This is a genomic window from Achromobacter sp. EB05 (genome assembly GCF_044232075.1).
In the GTDB taxonomy this organism is placed as follows: domain Bacteria; phylum Pseudomonadota; class Gammaproteobacteria; order Burkholderiales; family Burkholderiaceae_B; genus Achromobacter; species Achromobacter dolens.
Map to the genome: position 1 here is coordinate 3,673,281 of NZ_CP155917.1, position 16,442 is coordinate 3,689,722.

Genomic DNA, 16,442 nt, shown 5'->3' on the forward strand with positions numbered 1-16,442 from the left:
TCCCTGTTTTTCCCTCAACCACGAGGAGCGTTTCGTGCTGAATCGAGAACGACACAAGGGCCGTTTGATTGATCACATCGGGTTGGTGGTGCGTGATCTGCCCGCCAGCAAGAAGTTCTATACCGCCGTGTTCGAAGCGCTGCGAATTCCGATTGGCGGGTCCGATGACAGGAATTTCTGGGCGGATGAGTTGTTCATTTCCACGCCGGATAGTGATGAAGTGCAGGGGCCGTTGACCGGGCGGCTGCATCTGGCGTTCCAGGCGCATGACCGGGACATGGTGGATGCGTTCTACCAGGCCGCGATGGCCCATGGCGGGCGCGACAATGGCGCGCCGGGAGAACGGGCGTATCACAAGGGGTATTACGCGGCGTTCGTGCTCGATCCGGATGGGAATAATATCGAGGCGGTCTGCCGGGATTCGGCGGTGCGGACGGCGGAGTCGGTGGTAATTCGGTATTGAGCGATTCGAGTTATGAATTCATGAAGGTGCCCATGGAAAATTCAGTGGAACAATACGAATCAAAGCCCGACGGCAAGAACAGGTAGGCGACCAAATGACCATTACGATGACGACTCGCTACGGTCCACTCCACATTATCGATGAGCCATTGTATTCATTCGATTCACAGGACAACCCGCATCGTTACTCGCTAGAAATATGTCTTGCGAACGGGTTGCCGAGCTCCATCCACGGCATTGATCTGAACCATCAACGCATAATGGTCGTTGGCGCGGGTGGAGGACGCTCAACGGTCCACCAGCATTCGGCCCTGATGATTGACGACAAGCTTCATTTGGCAGTCGGTGACCATGTTGTGTGCCTGTCATTGGATCGACCACATCGATTGCTGTGGTCAGTCCGAGCCGATGCGGCGACATGCTTTGGCATCCACTGGAATAGCCACCGGTCTGCATTGATCTCTCATGGCGAGCTGGAGATTTCTCGAATTTCAACCGACGGAGATCTGATGTGGCGAGTATCTGGAGCGGACATATTTACAGGGGACTTCCGTCTGTTGCCTGACTATATCGAGGCCGTGGACTTCAATAGTTCCGCATATAGGCTTGACTATAGGACCGGAAAGACAATTTTCTAGTTGCGCACGAATTGGGCCGGGGTAGGATGCACTAGGGAGCCCGCAGGCGACCGCCGACAGAAACGCCCCCAGACCGCCTAACCGCCTCCAAACAAATCCGCCCCCCGCACCTCCGCCGGCTCCAACACATACCCAATCTCCCCCGCCACCTCGCGCAGAATCCCATGCGCCAGATTGAACGCGGTATTGGCCGCCGGCACGCCCGCGTAGATCGCGTTCTGCAGCAGCACTTCCTTCAGTTCATCCGGACTCAGCCGCGACTCGTCCTTCGCCGTCAGCGCGGCTCGCACGTGCAGCTCGAATTCCTCCCACCGCCCTAAGGACAAGGTCACCGCCAGCACCATCATCCGCCGCGCCTTGTGCGGCAGGCCCGGGCGGCTCCAGATGTCGTGCCAGGCGTAGCGGGTGATCAGGTTCTGGTAATCGGCGGTGAAGGTGGTGGCGCGGTCCAGCGAGCGCTGCACCCATTCTTCTCCCAGCACGGCGCGGCGGTTGGCCAGGCCGCGCTCGAAATCGTCTTCCCGGCTCATTGCGGCATCTCCCCTTGGGTGTTTGCGTCGGCGGGGCGGGCAACGGCGCTGCCCGCCCCGGCCGATCAGTTCACGGTGATGTTATTGGTTTTCACGACCTCGGCCCAGCGGACCTGTTCGGCGTCGACGAACTTGGCGAAGTCCGCGGCGCTGCTGCCGACCGGGGTCAGGCCGAGCTTGGCGAGCTTGTCGCGGGTTTCGGGGCGGGCCAGCGCCTTCTGCACCAGCTCCTGCAGCTTGGCGACGACCTGCGGATCGGCGCCGGCCGGCAGGAAGAAGCCGTTCCATTCGACGACGTCGAAGGCATTGACGCCGCCTTCGCTGACGGTGGGCACGTTCGGCAGGTCGGGCATGCGCGCGGCCGACGAGACGGCCAGCGCCTTGAGCTTGCCGGTGCTGACGTAGTTCAGGCTGGACGCGGCGTTGGCGAAGTACACGTCGACCTGCCCGCCCATGACGTCGACGATGGCGGGCGCGCCGCCCTTGTACGGCACGTGCACGATGTCGATCTTGGCATCCTTCTTGAGCAATTCGGCGGCCATCTGCGCCAGGCTGCCCGGACCGTACGAGGCGTAGGTGTAGCGGCCGGGGTTGGCGCGCGCGGCCTTGATGAAGTCGGGCAGGCTGTTGAAGGCCGAGCCGGTGGCGGCGACCAGGATGTTGGGCACGCTGACGGCCTGCGAGACGGGAATGAAGTCCTTCTTGGCGTCGTAGGGCAGCTTGCGCAGCACGGGGTTGATTGAGAACGCGGAGGCGTCGTACAGCACGGTGTAGCCGTCCGGTTTGGCGCGGGCCACGTAGGCGGCGCCGATGGAGCCGCTGGCGCCGCCCTTGTTTTCGATGACGACGCTCTGGCCGGCGACTTCACCCATGCCCTGGGCGATGATACGCGCGGCGTTGTCGGCGCCGCCGCCGGCAGAGTACGGCACCACCACGGTGATGGGCTGGTCGGGGTAGCCGGCGGCCTGGGCCGCGCCCAGCGTGGAGGCCAGGACCAATGCGGCGGCCACGGGGCGCAGTGCGGCCAGGGCCGCGTGACGGGTTTTCTTCATGTGTGCTCCTCACGTCTCCCCTGCGGGGATGTTGAATGGATCAAGGATCGTGGCGCGGTCCGTCCGAGGTCAGACGGTCGCGATGGGGTTGACCGGCGCGCCCACCAGGCCGGGCACGTACATCGGTGCGGCGGTCAGGAAGAAGGCGTGGCGGTCCTGCTGGCGCAGCCAGTGCGCCAGCGGGGTCAGGTGCCAGAGTTCGCCCAGCGGCAAACCCAGCTTGAACAGGCATTGTTCGTGCAGCGGCAGGAGCGGCCCGCTGCCGCTCTCCAGATGATGATTGCGCAATTCCACCGCGTGGTTGTCGGCGGCGATGGCGGCGATGCGACTGTCTCTGATCCAGGCCAGCAATTGCGCGTCGGCGCCGTCCAGCACGCAGCAACTGGTCTTGAGCCGGTCCTGCTCGTCATCGCCCAGCGTGAGCGCGAGGTCGGCCAGGCCGGTATGCAGGCACAGGATGTCGCCGGGGCGCACCTGCACGCCGTCGGCGTGCATCACGTCCATCAGGTCCTGGTACGAGACCTTGCGATGCGCGTCGCCGAAGCGGGCGCGCAGGTCGACCATGACGCCGCGCCCCTGGATGCCGTGCCGCGCCATGGGCGCGATGGACAGGTCCTGGGTACCGGTGAAGCCGTCGGCGCGCGGTTCGCTGACGGTGAAGCCGTTGTAGCCGGTGGGCTGCGGCTGGCCGGTGCCATGGGCGTCGTACATCGCGCCGACGTGGCCCAGGGCGTCCCATTGGGTGGAGTACTGCGGCGACAGCGTGACGCGGTCGTCGCTGACGACGTCGGTGGCGCCCGGCACGTCGCGCGCCAGCGGATAGCGGTACACCGGCACGCCGTTCTTTTCGGCGGGCTGGATCACGGGGCCCTTGCGCCGTGGGTTGAGCACGGGCGCGCGCGGCACCGTCAGCGGCAGGCTCAGGGAAAACGACAGGCCTTCGCGGATTTCCGCGACGGCGGCCAGGCGCGCCTGGCGGTCCAGGTGGTTCAGGGTGCCGAGCTGGTCGTCGTCGCCGAAGTCGCCCCAGTTGGAGCCGTCGGGACGCTGCTGGTAGCGTGGACGCATTTTCTTGTCTCCTCGTTCTGTCTCGGACGAGTCTTATGATCGTTGTGGCGGCTATTGCACCACCGAGGATTGCCGTAATTGGGCAATTTCGGACGCGGTGTATCCCAGGGTGGACAGAATTTTTTCGCTGTGTTCGCCCAGGCCGGGCGCGCCGCGCCCTGCTCGGGACTCGCTGCACCCTGCCCGGGACTCGTCGCGCGCTGCCTCGGACCCACCGCGCCCTGCTCCAGATTCGCCGCGCCCCTCCCCCGACTCATCGGCAGGCGCTTGCGCGGCGCCGCCGAAGTGGGCCCATTGCGCCAGGCCCAGGTAGTCGCCGGCCTGCGGGTTGTGGTACGGCCGCATGAGCCCCATGGCCTCGACCTGGGGATGGTCGAACATGTCCTCGACCGGGCGCACTTCGGCGCAAGGCACGCTCTGCCCGAAGCGCTCGGCCCATTCGCGGGCCGAAGCGCGCGCCAGCGCCTGGCGCACCAGGGGCACCAGCACGGCGGCCTGGGCGGCGCGTTTCTTGACGGAGTCGTAGTCAGGGTGTTCGGCCAGTTCCGGCAGGTCCAGGTGGCCGCACAGCGCGCGCCAGAAGTGCGGCGTGTTGGCCGACAGGTACAGGTAGCCGTCGCGGGTGGGATGGATGCCGGTGATGCCGCCCGAGCGCATGTCGCGCTCGATGTGGCGCGGTTCGCCATCGGCCCAGACCAGGCGGGCCGACTGCATCGCCAGCGCGCTGCCCAGCAGCGAGACCTCGATCGCCTGCCCACGGCCTGTCTTCTCGCGGCGGTAGAGGGCCGCCGCCACGCTGTTGGAGATCAGGGCGGCGCCGTAGTAGTCGACCACGGAGCCGTACAGCACTTCGGGCGGACCGTCGGCCTTGGCCTGGGCGGCGCACATGCCGGTCATCGATTGCAGCACCTGGTCGTAGCCGGCGTGGCGCGCCATCGGGCCGACCGCGCCATAACCGGTCATGGCGCAATAGACCAGGCGCGGGTTGACCGCCGACAGCGTGGCGAAGTCGATACGCAGGCGCTCGGGCACGCCCGGCCGGAAGTTGTGGACCAGCACGTCGGCCTCGCGCACCAGGCGCAGCAGGATCTCGTGGCCGGCGGCTTCCTTCAGGTTCAGGCACAGGCCGCGCTTGTTGCGGTTGATGCCCAGGAAGGCGCGGCTTTCGCTGGCCAGCGTCGACGGGTACTTGCGCAGGTTGTCGCCTTCGGGCGGCTCGACCTTGATGACGTCGGCGCCCATGTCGCCCAAGAGGGCGCAGCCATAGGGGCCGGCGATGTAGGCGCTCAGGTCCAGGACCTTGATGCCGGCCAGCGGCAGGTCGGCGGGGGATGCTTGTTGCATTGCGGATTCACTCAAAATCGGTAGCGCGGCCGGCGGCCAGCAGCACGTCCTGGGCGCGCCGCACGAAGGGGGCGTCGATCATCTTGCCGTCGAGCACGAAGGCGCCGACGCCGTCATGCTCGCGGCTGGCGGACACGATGCGCTCGGCCTGGGCGATCTCGTCCGCGCTGAAGCCGAACACTTCGTTGGCGATGGCGATCTGGCTGGGATGCACGCAGGACTTGCCCAGGAACCCGAGCGAGCGCGCCAGTTGCGCCTCGGCCCGAAAGCCCTCGGCATCGCGCACGCGGGCATAGGCCGCGTCCATGGCGTACTTGCCGGCGCAGCCGGCGGCCAGGCGCAGGGACAGCATCACCGCGCGCAGCGTGTCAGGTTGGTAGCGCTCGATACCGAGCGGCTCGAACAGGTCGGCCAGACCCAATTGCAGGCCAGCGACGCATGGATGGGCCGCCGCCAGTTGCGCGGCGTCGGCCAGCGCCCGCGGGGTTTCGATGGTGACCAGGAATTCACCGGCGAAGCCGGCGTCCATGGCCTCGTCGATCGCGGCGCGCAGCGCGGCGGCGCTTTCGACCTTGGGCAGGTTCAGCACGTCGATGGGCAGGCCACGCAGCGCGGCCAGGTCGGCGGCAAAGTCGGGCGTGTCGGCGGCGTTGACGCGGACGATAATTTTCTTGGGATGTTGCTTATGGACGGCGGAGAACGCGGGCGCGGCCAGCCAGGCCGCCAAGGCGGCGCGGGCTTCCTGCTTGCGGCTCGGCGCGACCGCGTCCTCCAGGTCGAAGGACAGCGCGTCGGCCACGCTGTACAGGGCCTTGTCGAACAGTTCCGGGCGCGAGGCGGGAACGAAAAGCTTGCTTCTCATTGATGTCTCCTGGCCGCATTGTGGCGCTGGAGACGTGCGATCGGGGACAGCCGAATTACGATAAGACGATAGAATATCTATCATCATGAACACCGACTTCCTGCACACGCTGGCCGCCGTGGCGCGCCATGGCTCCATGGCCGAAGCCGCCCGCCGCCTGGGGCTGACCCACGGCGCCGTGGCGCAGCAGATCCGCAAGCTGGAACAGGAGCTGGGCGTGGCGCTGGTGGCGCGCGCCGGCCGCACCGTGCACCTGACCGCCAAGGCCACCGAACTGATCGGGCCGATGCGCGAGGTGCTGGAACGGATCGAGAAGATCCGCTACCTGGCCCGTTCCGACGAGATGATGGGCGAGCTGCGGCTGGGCGCCGGCAATACAGCGCTCAATTCGATGGTGCCGGCCATCCTGGAACACCTGGTGCGGCGCCATCCGCTCATCAACGTCGAGATCCAGCCGGGCCACTCGGCGCGCTTCTACCCCGCCATCGAAAGCGGCGAACTGGACGCCGCCATCGCACTGCAAGCGCCCTACCCGCTGTCCAAGAGCCTGGGCTGGCAGTTGCTGCGCGAAGAACCCTACGTGCTGGCGGCGGCGCCGCGCCATGCCGGTCGGCACCCGCACAGCCTGCTGACGGCCGAGCCCTTCATCCGCTACCAGCGCAGCGACTGGGGCGGCCAGCACATCGACGATTACCTGCGGCGCGTCGGCATCACGCCGCGCGAGCGCTTCGAGCTGAACGCCATCGAATCCATCGCGGTGATGGTCAGCCGCGACCTGGGGGTGGCGATCCTGCCGCGCTCCACCAACGGCGCGATCGAACGGCTCGGCCTGCTCGCCCTGCCGCTGCCCGAGCCCTGCGAGCCGCGCCGCTTCGGCCTGATCTGGTCGCGCGGGTCGCCACGGCTGGCGCTGATCCGCGCCTTTCGCGACATTGCCGTTGTAGAGTATGCCAACGCGGGCGCCTGACCCGCGCTCTACAAGGGGAAAGCATGAAGAAGACCATTCTGTCGACGCTCGTCGGCTGCTCGATGTTCGCACTGCCGCTGGCCGCCAGCGCGGCCGGCCAGATCGGCTACCTGGGGCCCGCGGGTTCCTGGACGCACCAGGCCTGCCTGGATCTGTTCGGCCCCGCTGACCTGGTGCCGCTGACGCGCGACGACCTGTTCAAGGGCTACCAGTCCGGCAAGATCGAGCGCGCCTGCGTGCCCGTGACCACGTCGGTAGTGGGCGTGACGCCGTACCTGGATGCCGTGCTGGACCTGCCGGACGTGATGATCGTGGCCGAGTATCCGAAGATGCTGGGCTACAGCCTGCTGGCCAAGCCGGGCACCAAACTGGCGGACGTCACGGAGGTGCTGGCGCACCCGGTGGCGTTCGAGGAGGTCAAGCCGTGGGTCGACCGCGAGATGCCCAAGGTCAAGCGCACCGAGGCCGCCAGCGGCGGCGCCGCCGCCAAGACGGTGGCCGACAGCCCGGGCCGTGACAAGGCGTCGTTCGGCCCCAAGGTCGGCGCGTCGGTCTATTCGCTGGTATCTCTGGTGGATGGCATCGAGCAAGGGCCGCACAACGTGACCCGCTGGTGGGTGCTGGGCCGCGCGATGCCGGCGCCGACCGGGCGCGACAAGAGCTCGCTGCTGGTCGACACGTCGGACGACAAGTTCAACGACACGTTGGCGGCGCTGGTCGATGCCAAGGTGCCGGTGCTGACGATCTACGAACGGCCCAGCAAGAAGACGCTGGACACGCATCGCTACGTGATCGAGGTGGCCGGCCATGCCCGGCAGGAGCCGTTGGCGTCGGTACTGGCAGCCCATCCGGGGATACGGCTGCTGGGCTCGTATCCCCGCCAGTGATCCCCGCGCTCGCCGATCTGGCGAAAGATCCGGTTGCACTTTATTGGGGACATACGCAAATCCGCCCTTGATAATGCGGACCTTCCCTCGGCAGCGCGTGCGCGCAACGTTGCCGGGCAATAAGAAGCGCCGGGCCCGCGGGCCCGGCCAGCAACCCGGGATCCCGTTCAATGAGCCGTATTTTTCCAGGCGACCTCTGGTCCGTGGGCGAAGCCCGCATCAACGATCTGTTGGTCGTGGTCCGCTTGCGCACCGGCCTGCCGCCGGCGCCCACACGCCAGGTCAATGAGAACCTGGTCATCATTTCCTGGCCGTACACGGGCATCGAAAACGGCATGCCCAATGAAGAAGACAAGCAAAGCACCAACCGCTTCGAAGAAGCCATCGAACAGGCTTTCGACGACTCCGACATCGGCGTGCAGGTGGCCTGCCTGACCGGCAATCACCAGAAGGAATGGCGTTTCTACACGCACGACGTCGAAGCGTTCCTGGATGCGTTCAATGCCTGCCTGGCGGGGCATCCGGTCTATCCCATCCGACTGGGCACATACAAGGATCCCGATTGGAATGGCCTGGCGGAACTACAGCCGGAAGGCTCCGACCAGCTTCACTGAAAGGCCAACCGGCCGCGCCATCGATCAGGCCGGTCGCCACTTGCAGAGGATATTATTTTGAAGTTCAAAGCCGCACTCCTGATCTCCGCCATCACCGCCGTGGTTGCCGCCCCCGCGAATGCCGAGCCGCCGCGCTCGGTCGATGCCCGGAGTTTCGACATCGCCGGCGTCAAGACGGGCATGGACTACGACGAAGCGGTCGCCGCCGCGGCGAAGAATTTCGGCGTGGGCAAGAATCAGATCAAGGCGGGTTACCCGACGCTGAACCCCGTCACCAATACCAAGCAGCCGCAGAATTTCAGCTACGAAAAAGATGGCGTTCGGCTGGTGGTGCATTTCGAGCCGCGCGTGCCGGTCGACAAGCAGCGGCCGCTGGCGGTGTCCCAGGTCCGCTACGAAATGCCGTGGACGCCGGCCAACAAGGACGCCATGGCGCAGGCCGTGGTGCAGAAATACGGCAAGCAGTCGAACTTTCCCAACCAGTTGAACCTGGAGTGGTGCCAGAAGCCCAGCACCAATCCCGGCATGGGTTGCTCGACCGACATGACGCAAGCGGTGCTGAAATACAGCGGCGTCAGCGTGCAGTTGTATGACCCGGCCTGGACCAACGCGCGGATCGAGTTCATCAACCAGTCGAACAGCCGCAAGCCGAGCTTCTGACCGGGCCCGGCGCCCGCGATAGGCATGACGGGCGCCGTCTCCAGGACGATGAGTCAGCCCGGCCGAACCGGCCGGGCTCGCGCTCAATACTGATACCGCATCGTCAACGTCGCGCTACGCCCCGCCGCCCACGCGCCCTGGCTGTAGAAGCCGATCTGCGAGTAGTACTTGCGGTCCATCAGGTTGTTGATATTCAACTGCGCCGACAGGCTCTTGTCGAACCGGTAGCGCGCCATCAGGTTGACCAGCGCATAGCTGCCCTGCCCCACGCGCTCCTCGCCATTGGGGCCGTTGGCGATCGTGTAGACGTGGCTCTGCCAGTTGACGCCGCCGCCCACCGTCAACCGGTTCCAATCGCCCGGCAATCGGTAGGTGGTGAACAAGCGCACCAGGCTGCGCGGCTGGTCGGTCTGGATGGGGCTGCCGTCGCCGTCGCGCGCGGTCCAGTGCGACCATCCCGCCGCCACGTTCCAACCGGGCGAGACTTCCCCCGACACTTCCAGGTCGAAGCCCCGGCTGCGCGTGCCATTGGCGGCGCGCGAGGCCTGGTTGAGCGTGCCGGGCACCAGATAGCCGACGTCGTCCTGCGCCAGATTGTCCTGGTTGATCTGGAATACCGCCGCCGAGGCATTCAGGCGGCCTTCGAGGAATTCACCCTTGATGCCGGCCTCGTAGGCCTTGCCCTCCAGCGGATCGAGCCAGTTGCCGTTGCGGTCCTGCTTGTCCTGCGGATTGAAGATCCCGGTATAGCTGACGTACGCCGTGTAGTTCTCGTTGATGTCGTACAGCAGGCCGGCGTACGGCACGAAGGCGTCCTTGTCGAACGCCTGCCGGCTGCTGCCGCCCCACCCTACCGCATCGGTCTTCCACGTGCTGTAGCGGCCGCCGACGATCAGCTTGAGCGGGTCGGCCAGGCTGAAGCGCAGGGCGCCGTACCAACCGGCCTGCTTGGTGGTGTAGCGGCTGGCCAGGGTGGAGGTGTCGCTCCACTGCGGTTCGGGATACGAGCCGTCCCAGTCCAGGAAATTGCCGATGGGCGCCGGCGAGACCGCGCCACGGTTGCGGAAATCGGCGTATTGGCGGGTGAAGCTGGCGCCGACCACCGCTTCGTGCTGGCGGCCGAACAATGAGAATGGGCCGGAAGCCTTGAGGTCCAGGCTGTTCTGCTTGCGGTCGCCGTAGTAGCGCTGGGCCGAGGCGCCCATGCCCAGGCCGGTGTTGCGGTCGGGCCAGCCATACAGGTAGAGCAGCTTGCCGTCCATTTCGTGCTTGGAGTGCGAACCGACGGCCTGCACGCGCCAGCCGTTATCGAAGCGGTGCTCCAGGCTGGCAAAGGCGCCTTCGGTGGTGCTGGCCCACTTGGTCCAGTCGGCGCCGGTGTTGAGCGAGCGTTTCCAGTCGGTGCGGCCGCCGTCGGCGTACCACAGCGGGAAACCGCCCCAACTGCTGCGTTGCGGGTCGTTGTCCTGATAGTTGAAGCCGACGCTCAAGGTGGTGCGGGCGGTCAGGTCGGCGTCCACCACGCCATAGAAGACCTTCTTGCGGTTCTGGTAGCCATCCAGGTACGAGTGGTTGTCCTGGTAGGCCGAGACGATGCGGCCGCGCACGCTGCCGCTGGCGTTCAGCGGCGACGACAGGTCGGCGCTGGCGCGGTAGGTGTCCCAGGTGCCGGCGCTGACGCTCAGGTCGGCGGTGAATTCGCGGCTGGTGGCGTGCTTGCGCACCAGGTTGACTGAGGCGGACGGGTTGCCGGTACCGGTCAGCAGGCCGGTGGCGCCGCGCACCACCTCGACGCGGTCATAGATGATGGAGTCCAACGAAGATTCACCGCCGGCATAGCCGATATCGAAACTGGTGGGCACGCCGTCGTACAGATAATTGCTGATGGCGAAGCCGCGCGAGCTGAAGGTGTAGCGTTCGCTGTCGTAGTTCTGCACCGAGATGCCGGGCGTGTTGCCCAGGATGTCGGTCAGCGAGCGCATGTCCTGGTCTTCGATGCGCTGGCGCGTGACGACGGTGACCGATTGCGGGGTTTCGCGCAGCGTCAGCGGCAGACCGGTGCTGGCCGCCGTGGCGCGTGGGGTGTAGGAGCCGGTGCCCTCGGTGGTGGTGGGATCGCCGTCGGCCTGGACCTGCACGGCGGGCAAGGTGGCGACGCCCGACTCCTGCGCCAGCGCTGTGCCGCTGGCCAGCGCCATCAGCACCAGGCTGGTGGTGCGCCGCAGGGCGAGGCGTGGACGAATGGGGAAAATCAGGCTGGCGGGCCGCGGGTCTTGCATGACGCTTCCTTGCAGGGTTGGTGAATAATTGGCAAGCAAGTGTAATGCGAACTCTTATCATGTGCATTTGTGTTGCGAATATGCACAATAGGGATAGCCCCGATTTGGCCAGGCCTTGTAGGGGTTTTCGACGCGTGGCACGCGCGCGTCCGGGCTATGGTGCCGCTGCCCTGGCCGCGTCGGGCCTGGCTTGGCGGGAACTACTTCCCAACACCTGTCGGAACAAATAATGCGTGTGCGCCATTGGCCAGGTATGCCCCGTTCACGCCGTCGAATCTGCGTGCCGCGTCCGGCCATGCAATGAATTTCCGGTCGACCCTGGTTCCGCGCTGACCGGTGGCCGCGTCGATGGATACCAACTTCTCCGCGCGCGCCTTTGCCTCGCGCAGCACGATCGCCACGAATGCCTCGGTATCCTCGTCATCCGCCGGAATTGACGCCCGCAGCTCGCCGTTGAGAAGGGAATCCGGAAGAAAATCCGCCGCTCTTGACCTCAAAAGGCTGACCAGCCCTGACCCGACCAGCGCGTAGATCCACCCCTTTCCCGAGGGATGACGTTTCACATAGCGATTGTGAAAATCCGCTTCGGAAATGATGGAGGAATCCACGATCGTCACGTGGCCCCCGCCACACACATCGATTCGATTCTTGTATCCCGGCCGCTCGACGTCCGGCTGCTCCTGCATGTTGATGAACCGGATCGAGGGGCGGGCTTTCATGAGCGCGCCGGCGAATTCAGCCTCATCCGCTGAAGTCATGAATAAGCACTGTTGAATCATCTTGGAGCCGGCCACGGGTCGCCCTATTCCGGTTGCGCAATGGATGCCTGCGCCAGGATCACCGGCATGAACCCTGCCCTCACCGATCCACCGATTTCATGTCGCAGGTCGTTTCCTGCACGTCGCACAGTCCCCGGAACCACGCCCGCCCCGCCAGTCGCTCGCCCTTGGCGCGCTCGACGATCTCGTCCTGCGGCGAGCGCTTGCGGTCCACCAGGTAATCCAGCAGCACCCAGTCCTCGTGGCAGGCGCGGATGCCCTGGATCTTGCCCATTTCGGTCAGCCAGTCGCTGCCCAGGTCCACCAGCCGCTGGCTGGCGGCGTCGGGCCTGGCATAGCCGCGCGCGGACTGGATGCCGACCCGCGCATCGTCCGCGAGGATCCAGCCTTCGCCCTTGTAGAGCTTGCGCGGCGCGCGCTCTGGATATTCTTCCTCGTTGTAAGCGTCGCTGGCATTGGCGATCCTGAGCCAGCCGTCCTTCGCTTCCTTCACGTCGAAGGTGACGCTGTAGGAATACTCCGGCTCGCCGGCGGCGGGCCTGGCGGGGATCTGGCCCAGGGCCTTGGCGCCGGCGGACGGCGCGTCGCGCACGGTGATCGACGGCTTGTCGTAGTTGGCCCAGGCACTGAAGGCGCACGCGGTCGCGCCCGCGGGGGCTTCGGCTTGGACAGGGGCGGCGATGACCGGCGGCGCGGCCAGCAGCGCCAGCGTCAGCGCGGCGATCGAAGCGGTCAGACGGGGACGAATGTGCATGAAGACTCCAAAGCGCCGACGATCCGGGCCCGGCCGGCCCCCGACATCCCGCAAGCCGGGTTGCTATCCAACTGACGGGCGGCGGTCCACCGGCAGGGTGTTTCTGTTAATCGGGCAGTTCCGCGACTGTATCAAACCCGCCGCCAGCGGCCGCTTCAGCGGAACCGCAGGTGCCGGCGCTGCAGCTCCGCCACCGTCCGGCAGCCCATCAGCTTCATCGCGCGCTCGATCTCCACGCGCATCTGCTCCAGCGCCCGTTCCACGCCGGGCCGTCCGGCGGCAGCCAGCGGGAACAGGTAGTAGCGGCCCAGCCCCACGGCCTTGGCGCCCAGCGCCAGCGCCTTGAGCACGTGCGTGCCGCGCTGCACGCCGCCGTCCATCATCACGTCGATGCGGTCGCCGACGGCGTCGACGATCTCGGCCAACTGGTCGAAGGCGCTGCGCGAGCCGTCGAGCTGGCGGCCGCCGTGGTTGGACAGCACGATGCCGGTGCAGCCGATGTCGACGGCGCGTTGGGCGTCCTCGACCGACATGATGCCCTTCAGGCAGAACTGGCCGCCCCACTCGCGCACCATGGCGGCGACGTCGTCCCAGGTCATGGCGGGATCGAGCATCTCGGTGAAATAGCGGCTGATGGACATGGCGCCGCCGCCCATGTCGACGTGGCCGTCGAGCTGCGGCAGGCGGAAGCGCTCGTGGGTGGCGTAGTTGATGGCCCAGGCCGGCTTGATGGCGAACTGGGCGATGCCGGCCAGGTTCAGGCGGAACGGGATGGCAAAGCCGGTGCGCTTGTCTCGCTCGCGGTTGCCGCCGGTGATGCTGTCGACCGTCAGCATCATGACCTGCACGCCGGCGGCCTTGGCGCGCGCCATCATGTCGCGGTTCAGGCCGCGGTCCTTGTGGAAGTAGAACTGGTAGACCTGCGGGCCGCCGCTGATCTGGCGCGCCTCTTCCAGGCTGACGGTGCCCAGCGACGACACCCCGAACAGGGTGCCGAACTTGCCGGCGGCGGCGGCCACGGCGCGTTCGCCGTCATGGTGGAACAGGCGTTGCAACGCGGTGGGCGAGCAATAGACCGGCATGGCCAGCTTCTGGCCCATGACGGTGACGGACATGTCCACATCCGCCACGCCGCGCAGCACGTCGGGCACCAGGTCGCAGGCCTCGAAGGCCTCGGTGTTGCGGCGGTAGGTGGTCTCATCGTCGGCGGCGCCGTCGATGTAGTTGAAGATCGGGCCGGGCAGCCGCTGGCGCGCCATGCGGCGAAAGTCGTGGAAATTCTGGCACTGGCTCAGGCGCATCGGGGGACCTTTGTCTACGCTGCACGGACTACCGGAATGCCCCTTGCGACCCGGGCATGATGGGCCGAATTGTACCGGGGACGGCGTCCCATCACGCATAACAGCTTTGCCATCCGGGTGGAGCCTGCCGCCGCGCGGAAATCCTAGACTGGCCGCACTTCACAGCAGTCAAGGAGAAGGCGTTGCAGCCGCTGTTATCAAACCTGAAAGTGCTCGACCTGAGCCGCGTGCTGGCCGGCCCCTGGGCCAGCCAGATCCTGGCCGACCTGGGCGCCGATGTCATCAAGGTCGAGCGGCCCGGCCAGGGCGACGACACCCGGTCCTGGGGGCCGCCCTTCCTGAAGGACGAGCAGGGCCAGGACACGGCGGACGGCGCCTATTTCGTGGCCACCAACCGGGGCAAGCGCTCGATCACGCTGGACCTGCAGACGGCCGAGGGCCAGGCGCTGGTCAAGCAGCTGTGCCGCGACGCGGACGTGGTGCTGGAGAACTACAAGGTCGGCACGCTGGCGCGGCAGGGGCTGGACTATGCGTCGCTGTCGGCGATCAATCCGCGACTGGTGTATTGCTCGGTGACGGGCTTCGGCCAGACCGGGCCGCGCGCGGCCGAGCCGGCCTACGACTTCCTGATCCAGGCCATGGGCGGGCTGATGAGCGTGACCGGCGAGCGCGACGACCGGCCGGGCGGCGGGCCGCAGAAGGTGGGCGTGCCGATCGTCGACCTGACCACCGGCGTGTACGCGGCGCTGGGCATCGTGGCCGCCCTGCTGCGGCGCGCGCAGACCGGCCAGGGCGAGTACATCGACGTGGCCATGCTGGACGTGCAGGTGGGCCTCCTGGCCAACCAGGCCATGAACTTCCTGCTGGGCGGGCGGGTGCCGCGCCGCACCGGCACCGCGCACCCGAATATCCAGCCGCAGCGCACCTTTGCCTGCGCCGATGGCGACATCGTCATCGTGGTGGGCAACGACGCGCAGTTCGCCACCCTGTGCGAGGCGCTGGGCCAGCCCGGCCTGGCGCGCGATCCGCGCTATGTCAGCAACAGCCAGCGCGTGAAGAACCTGGACACGCTCGATCCGCTGCTGGACGCCATTTTCATCCGCGAGCCGCGCGCCCACTGGCTGGACCTGCTCAAGCGGGCCGGGGTGCCGGCCGGCTCGATCAACACGGTGCCCGAGGTGTTCGAGGACCCGCAGGTGCTGCACCGCGGCATGCTGCGGCGCCTGCCCCACCCCGCCGCCGGCGAGGTGCCGCAGGTGATGAACCCGCTGCGCTTCGGCCAATCGGCGCTGCGAGTGGACCGCGCGCCAGCGCTGCTGGGCCAGCACACCGACGAGGTGCTGGCCGAACTGGGACTGAACGCGGCGCAGATCCAGGACTACCGCGACCGCAAGATCATCTGACCGGCCCCACAGACCGGACCACAAGGAGACACACCATGACCATGCCGGAAAACCTGGCCGGGCCCTACACCGCGCTGGACGTCAGCCTCGACGGCGGCGTCGCCACCATCCTGCTGGCCAATCCCCCCGTCAACGCGCTCAGCACCGAGATGATGAACGAGCTGTCGTGGGTGCTGGACCGCATTTCCGAGACGCCCGAGGTGCGGGCGGTGGTGCTGTCGGGCCAGGGCAAGACCTTCTGCGCGGGCGCCGACCTGAAGAACCGCGCCGCCACCATCAAGGGGCCGGGCGACCTGCCGCAGCACTCGCGCCGGACGCGCGAGTGCTTCCATGCCATCCGCGAATGCGCCAAGCCGGTGGTGGGCGCCATCAACGGCGCGGCGCTGGGCGCGGGGCTGGCGATCGTGGCCTCGTGCGACATCCTGCTGGCGGCGTCCGACGCGGTGGTGGGCCTGCCGGAGATCAACGTCGGGCTGCTGGGCGGCGGCCGCCATGGCATGCGGCTGTTCGGCCATTCGCGGCTGCGGCGCATGATGCTGACCGGGCTGCGGGTGGACGGCAACGAGCTGTACCGGCTCGGCGTGGTCGAGGAAGCGCTGCCGGCGGACGCGCTGATGCCGCGCGCGCTGGAACTGGCGCGCGAGCTGGCGTCCAAGAGCCCGCTGGCTACCATGCTGGCCAAGCAGACGCTCAACGCCATCGAGGACATGAGCCTGCGCGACGGCTATCGCTACGAGCAGGACATGACGGCGGCCATCGCCAAGACCGAGGACGCCATGGAGGCGCGCCGCGCCTTCCTGGAAAAGCGCGCGCCGGTGTTCCAGGGCCGTTAGCGGCACGGG

The 16,442-nt window shown here is 66.9% G+C and carries 16 protein-coding genes; 7 read left to right on the forward strand and 9 right to left on the reverse strand.

Annotated features, from left to right (window positions below; all coding sequences use genetic code 11):
- Nucleotides 1-34 precede the first annotated feature (34 nt).
- Complete coding sequence (locus tag AAID08_RS16705; RefSeq protein WP_395756668.1) at nucleotides 35-463, forward strand: VOC family protein; 429 nt, start codon at nucleotides 35-37, stop codon at nucleotides 461-463.
- Nucleotides 464-1,177: 714 nt separating this feature from the next.
- Here the strand turns inward: AAID08_RS16705 and AAID08_RS16710 are convergent.
- The 5 genes from AAID08_RS16710 to AAID08_RS16730 all read right to left on the reverse strand — a co-directional run bounded on the left by AAID08_RS16710 (nucleotide 1,178) and on the right by AAID08_RS16730 (nucleotide 5,956).
- Nucleotides 1,178-1,630: a carboxymuconolactone decarboxylase family protein gene (locus AAID08_RS16710; protein WP_395756669.1), complete on the reverse strand. Its 453-nt coding sequence runs from the start codon at nucleotides 1,628-1,630 to the stop codon at nucleotides 1,178-1,180.
- Between the two features lie 65 nt (nucleotides 1,631-1,695).
- Complete coding sequence (locus tag AAID08_RS16715) at nucleotides 1,696-2,682, reverse strand: Bug family tripartite tricarboxylate transporter substrate binding protein (protein WP_395756670.1); 987 nt, start codon at nucleotides 2,680-2,682, stop codon at nucleotides 1,696-1,698.
- A 69-nt stretch (nucleotides 2,683-2,751) separates the two neighbouring features.
- Nucleotides 2,752-3,750, reverse strand: a complete 999-nt coding sequence (locus AAID08_RS16720; protein WP_395756671.1) for a cyclase family protein — start codon at nucleotides 3,748-3,750, stop codon at nucleotides 2,752-2,754.
- Between the two features lie 51 nt (nucleotides 3,751-3,801).
- Nucleotides 3,802-5,094, reverse strand: coding sequence for a CoA transferase (locus AAID08_RS16725; protein WP_336235038.1), 1,293 nt, complete (start codon nucleotides 5,092-5,094; stop codon nucleotides 3,802-3,804).
- Nucleotides 5,095-5,101: 7 nt separating this feature from the next.
- Complete coding sequence (locus AAID08_RS16730) at nucleotides 5,102-5,956, reverse strand: HpcH/HpaI aldolase/citrate lyase family protein (RefSeq protein ID WP_395756672.1); 855 nt, start codon at nucleotides 5,954-5,956, stop codon at nucleotides 5,102-5,104.
- An 85-nt stretch (nucleotides 5,957-6,041) separates the two neighbouring features.
- Between AAID08_RS16730 and AAID08_RS16735 the strand changes: the two genes are divergently transcribed.
- The 4 genes from AAID08_RS16735 to AAID08_RS16750 all read left to right on the forward strand — a co-directional run bounded on the left by AAID08_RS16735 (nucleotide 6,042) and on the right by AAID08_RS16750 (nucleotide 9,084).
- Nucleotides 6,042-6,923 (forward strand): LysR family transcriptional regulator, encoded by an 882-nt coding sequence (locus AAID08_RS16735; protein ID WP_020928192.1) that lies wholly within the window; start codon nucleotides 6,042-6,044, stop codon nucleotides 6,921-6,923.
- A 23-nt stretch (nucleotides 6,924-6,946) separates the two neighbouring features.
- Nucleotides 6,947-7,810, forward strand: a complete 864-nt coding sequence (locus tag AAID08_RS16740; RefSeq protein ID WP_395756673.1) for a prephenate dehydratase — start codon at nucleotides 6,947-6,949, stop codon at nucleotides 7,808-7,810.
- Between the two features lie 170 nt (nucleotides 7,811-7,980).
- Nucleotides 7,981-8,424, forward strand: coding sequence for a DUF695 domain-containing protein (locus tag AAID08_RS16745; protein ID WP_054497448.1), 444 nt, complete (start codon nucleotides 7,981-7,983; stop codon nucleotides 8,422-8,424).
- A 57-nt stretch (nucleotides 8,425-8,481) separates the two neighbouring features.
- The gene (locus AAID08_RS16750) at nucleotides 8,482-9,084 is read left to right on the forward strand and encodes a hypothetical protein (protein ID WP_020928195.1); all 603 of its coding nucleotides are present in this window, start codon (nucleotides 8,482-8,484) and stop codon (nucleotides 9,082-9,084) included.
- A gap of 83 nt (nucleotides 9,085-9,167) precedes the next feature.
- Here AAID08_RS16750 and fhuE read toward each other — a convergent pair whose 3' ends face one another.
- The 4 genes from fhuE to AAID08_RS16770 form a co-directional block, all read right to left on the reverse strand.
- Nucleotides 9,168-11,363: a ferric-rhodotorulic acid/ferric-coprogen receptor FhuE gene (fhuE, locus tag AAID08_RS16755; RefSeq protein WP_343719555.1), complete on the reverse strand. Its 2,196-nt coding sequence runs from the start codon at nucleotides 11,361-11,363 to the stop codon at nucleotides 9,168-9,170.
- A gap of 200 nt (nucleotides 11,364-11,563) precedes the next feature.
- A complete protein-coding gene (locus AAID08_RS16760) occupies nucleotides 11,564-12,157 on the reverse strand; it encodes a hypothetical protein (protein WP_395756674.1) in 594 nt (197 codons plus the stop codon).
- A gap of 64 nt (nucleotides 12,158-12,221) precedes the next feature.
- On the reverse strand, nucleotides 12,222-12,896 hold the full coding sequence (locus AAID08_RS16765; RefSeq protein ID WP_068957622.1) for a hypothetical protein: 675 nt from the start codon (nucleotides 12,894-12,896) through the stop codon (nucleotides 12,222-12,224).
- A gap of 155 nt (nucleotides 12,897-13,051) precedes the next feature.
- The gene (locus AAID08_RS16770; RefSeq protein WP_063583670.1) at nucleotides 13,052-14,197 is read right to left on the reverse strand and encodes an alpha-hydroxy acid oxidase; all 1,146 of its coding nucleotides are present in this window, start codon (nucleotides 14,195-14,197) and stop codon (nucleotides 13,052-13,054) included.
- Nucleotides 14,198-14,379: 182 nt separating this feature from the next.
- Between AAID08_RS16770 and AAID08_RS16775 the strand changes: the two genes are divergently transcribed.
- Complete coding sequence (locus AAID08_RS16775; protein WP_395756675.1) at nucleotides 14,380-15,600, forward strand: CaiB/BaiF CoA transferase family protein; 1,221 nt, start codon at nucleotides 14,380-14,382, stop codon at nucleotides 15,598-15,600.
- A 35-nt stretch (nucleotides 15,601-15,635) separates the two neighbouring features.
- Nucleotides 15,636-16,433 carry an enoyl-CoA hydratase/isomerase family protein gene (locus AAID08_RS16780; protein WP_020928199.1) on the forward strand — a complete coding sequence of 266 codons (798 nt, stop codon included), beginning with the start codon at nucleotides 15,636-15,638 and terminating at the stop codon, nucleotides 16,431-16,433.
- The last annotated feature ends 9 nt before the right edge of the window (nucleotides 16,434-16,442 follow it).

What these genes read in the sequence shown, in the direction of transcription:
- AAID08_RS16710 (WP_395756669.1), bottom strand. Translation starts at nt 1,630, where the DNA reads ATGAGCCGGGAAGACGATTTCGAGCGCGGCCTGGCCAACCGCCGCGCC.
- fhuE (WP_343719555.1), bottom strand. Translation starts at nt 11,363, where the DNA reads ATGCAAGACCCGCGGCCCGCCAGCCTGATTTTCCCCATTCGTCCACGC.
- AAID08_RS16720 (WP_395756671.1), bottom strand. Translation starts at nt 3,750, where the DNA reads ATGCGTCCACGCTACCAGCAGCGTCCCGACGGCTCCAACTGGGGCGAC.
- AAID08_RS16780 (WP_020928199.1), top strand. Translation starts at nt 15,636, where the DNA reads ATGACCATGCCGGAAAACCTGGCCGGGCCCTACACCGCGCTGGACGTC.
- AAID08_RS16770 (WP_063583670.1), bottom strand. Translation starts at nt 14,197, where the DNA reads ATGCGCCTGAGCCAGTGCCAGAATTTCCACGACTTTCGCCGCATGGCG.
- AAID08_RS16745 (WP_054497448.1), top strand. Translation starts at nt 7,981, where the DNA reads ATGAGCCGTATTTTTCCAGGCGACCTCTGGTCCGTGGGCGAAGCCCGC.
- AAID08_RS16735 (WP_020928192.1), top strand. Translation starts at nt 6,042, where the DNA reads ATGAACACCGACTTCCTGCACACGCTGGCCGCCGTGGCGCGCCATGGC.
- AAID08_RS16725 (WP_336235038.1), bottom strand. Translation starts at nt 5,094, where the DNA reads ATGCAACAAGCATCCCCCGCCGACCTGCCGCTGGCCGGCATCAAGGTC.
- AAID08_RS16765 (WP_068957622.1), bottom strand. Translation starts at nt 12,896, where the DNA reads ATGCACATTCGTCCCCGTCTGACCGCTTCGATCGCCGCGCTGACGCTG.
- AAID08_RS16740 (WP_395756673.1), top strand. Translation starts at nt 6,947, where the DNA reads ATGAAGAAGACCATTCTGTCGACGCTCGTCGGCTGCTCGATGTTCGCA.
- AAID08_RS16715 (WP_395756670.1), bottom strand. Translation starts at nt 2,682, where the DNA reads ATGAAGAAAACCCGTCACGCGGCCCTGGCCGCACTGCGCCCCGTGGCC.
- AAID08_RS16730 (WP_395756672.1), bottom strand. Translation starts at nt 5,956, where the DNA reads ATGAGAAGCAAGCTTTTCGTTCCCGCCTCGCGCCCGGAACTGTTCGAC.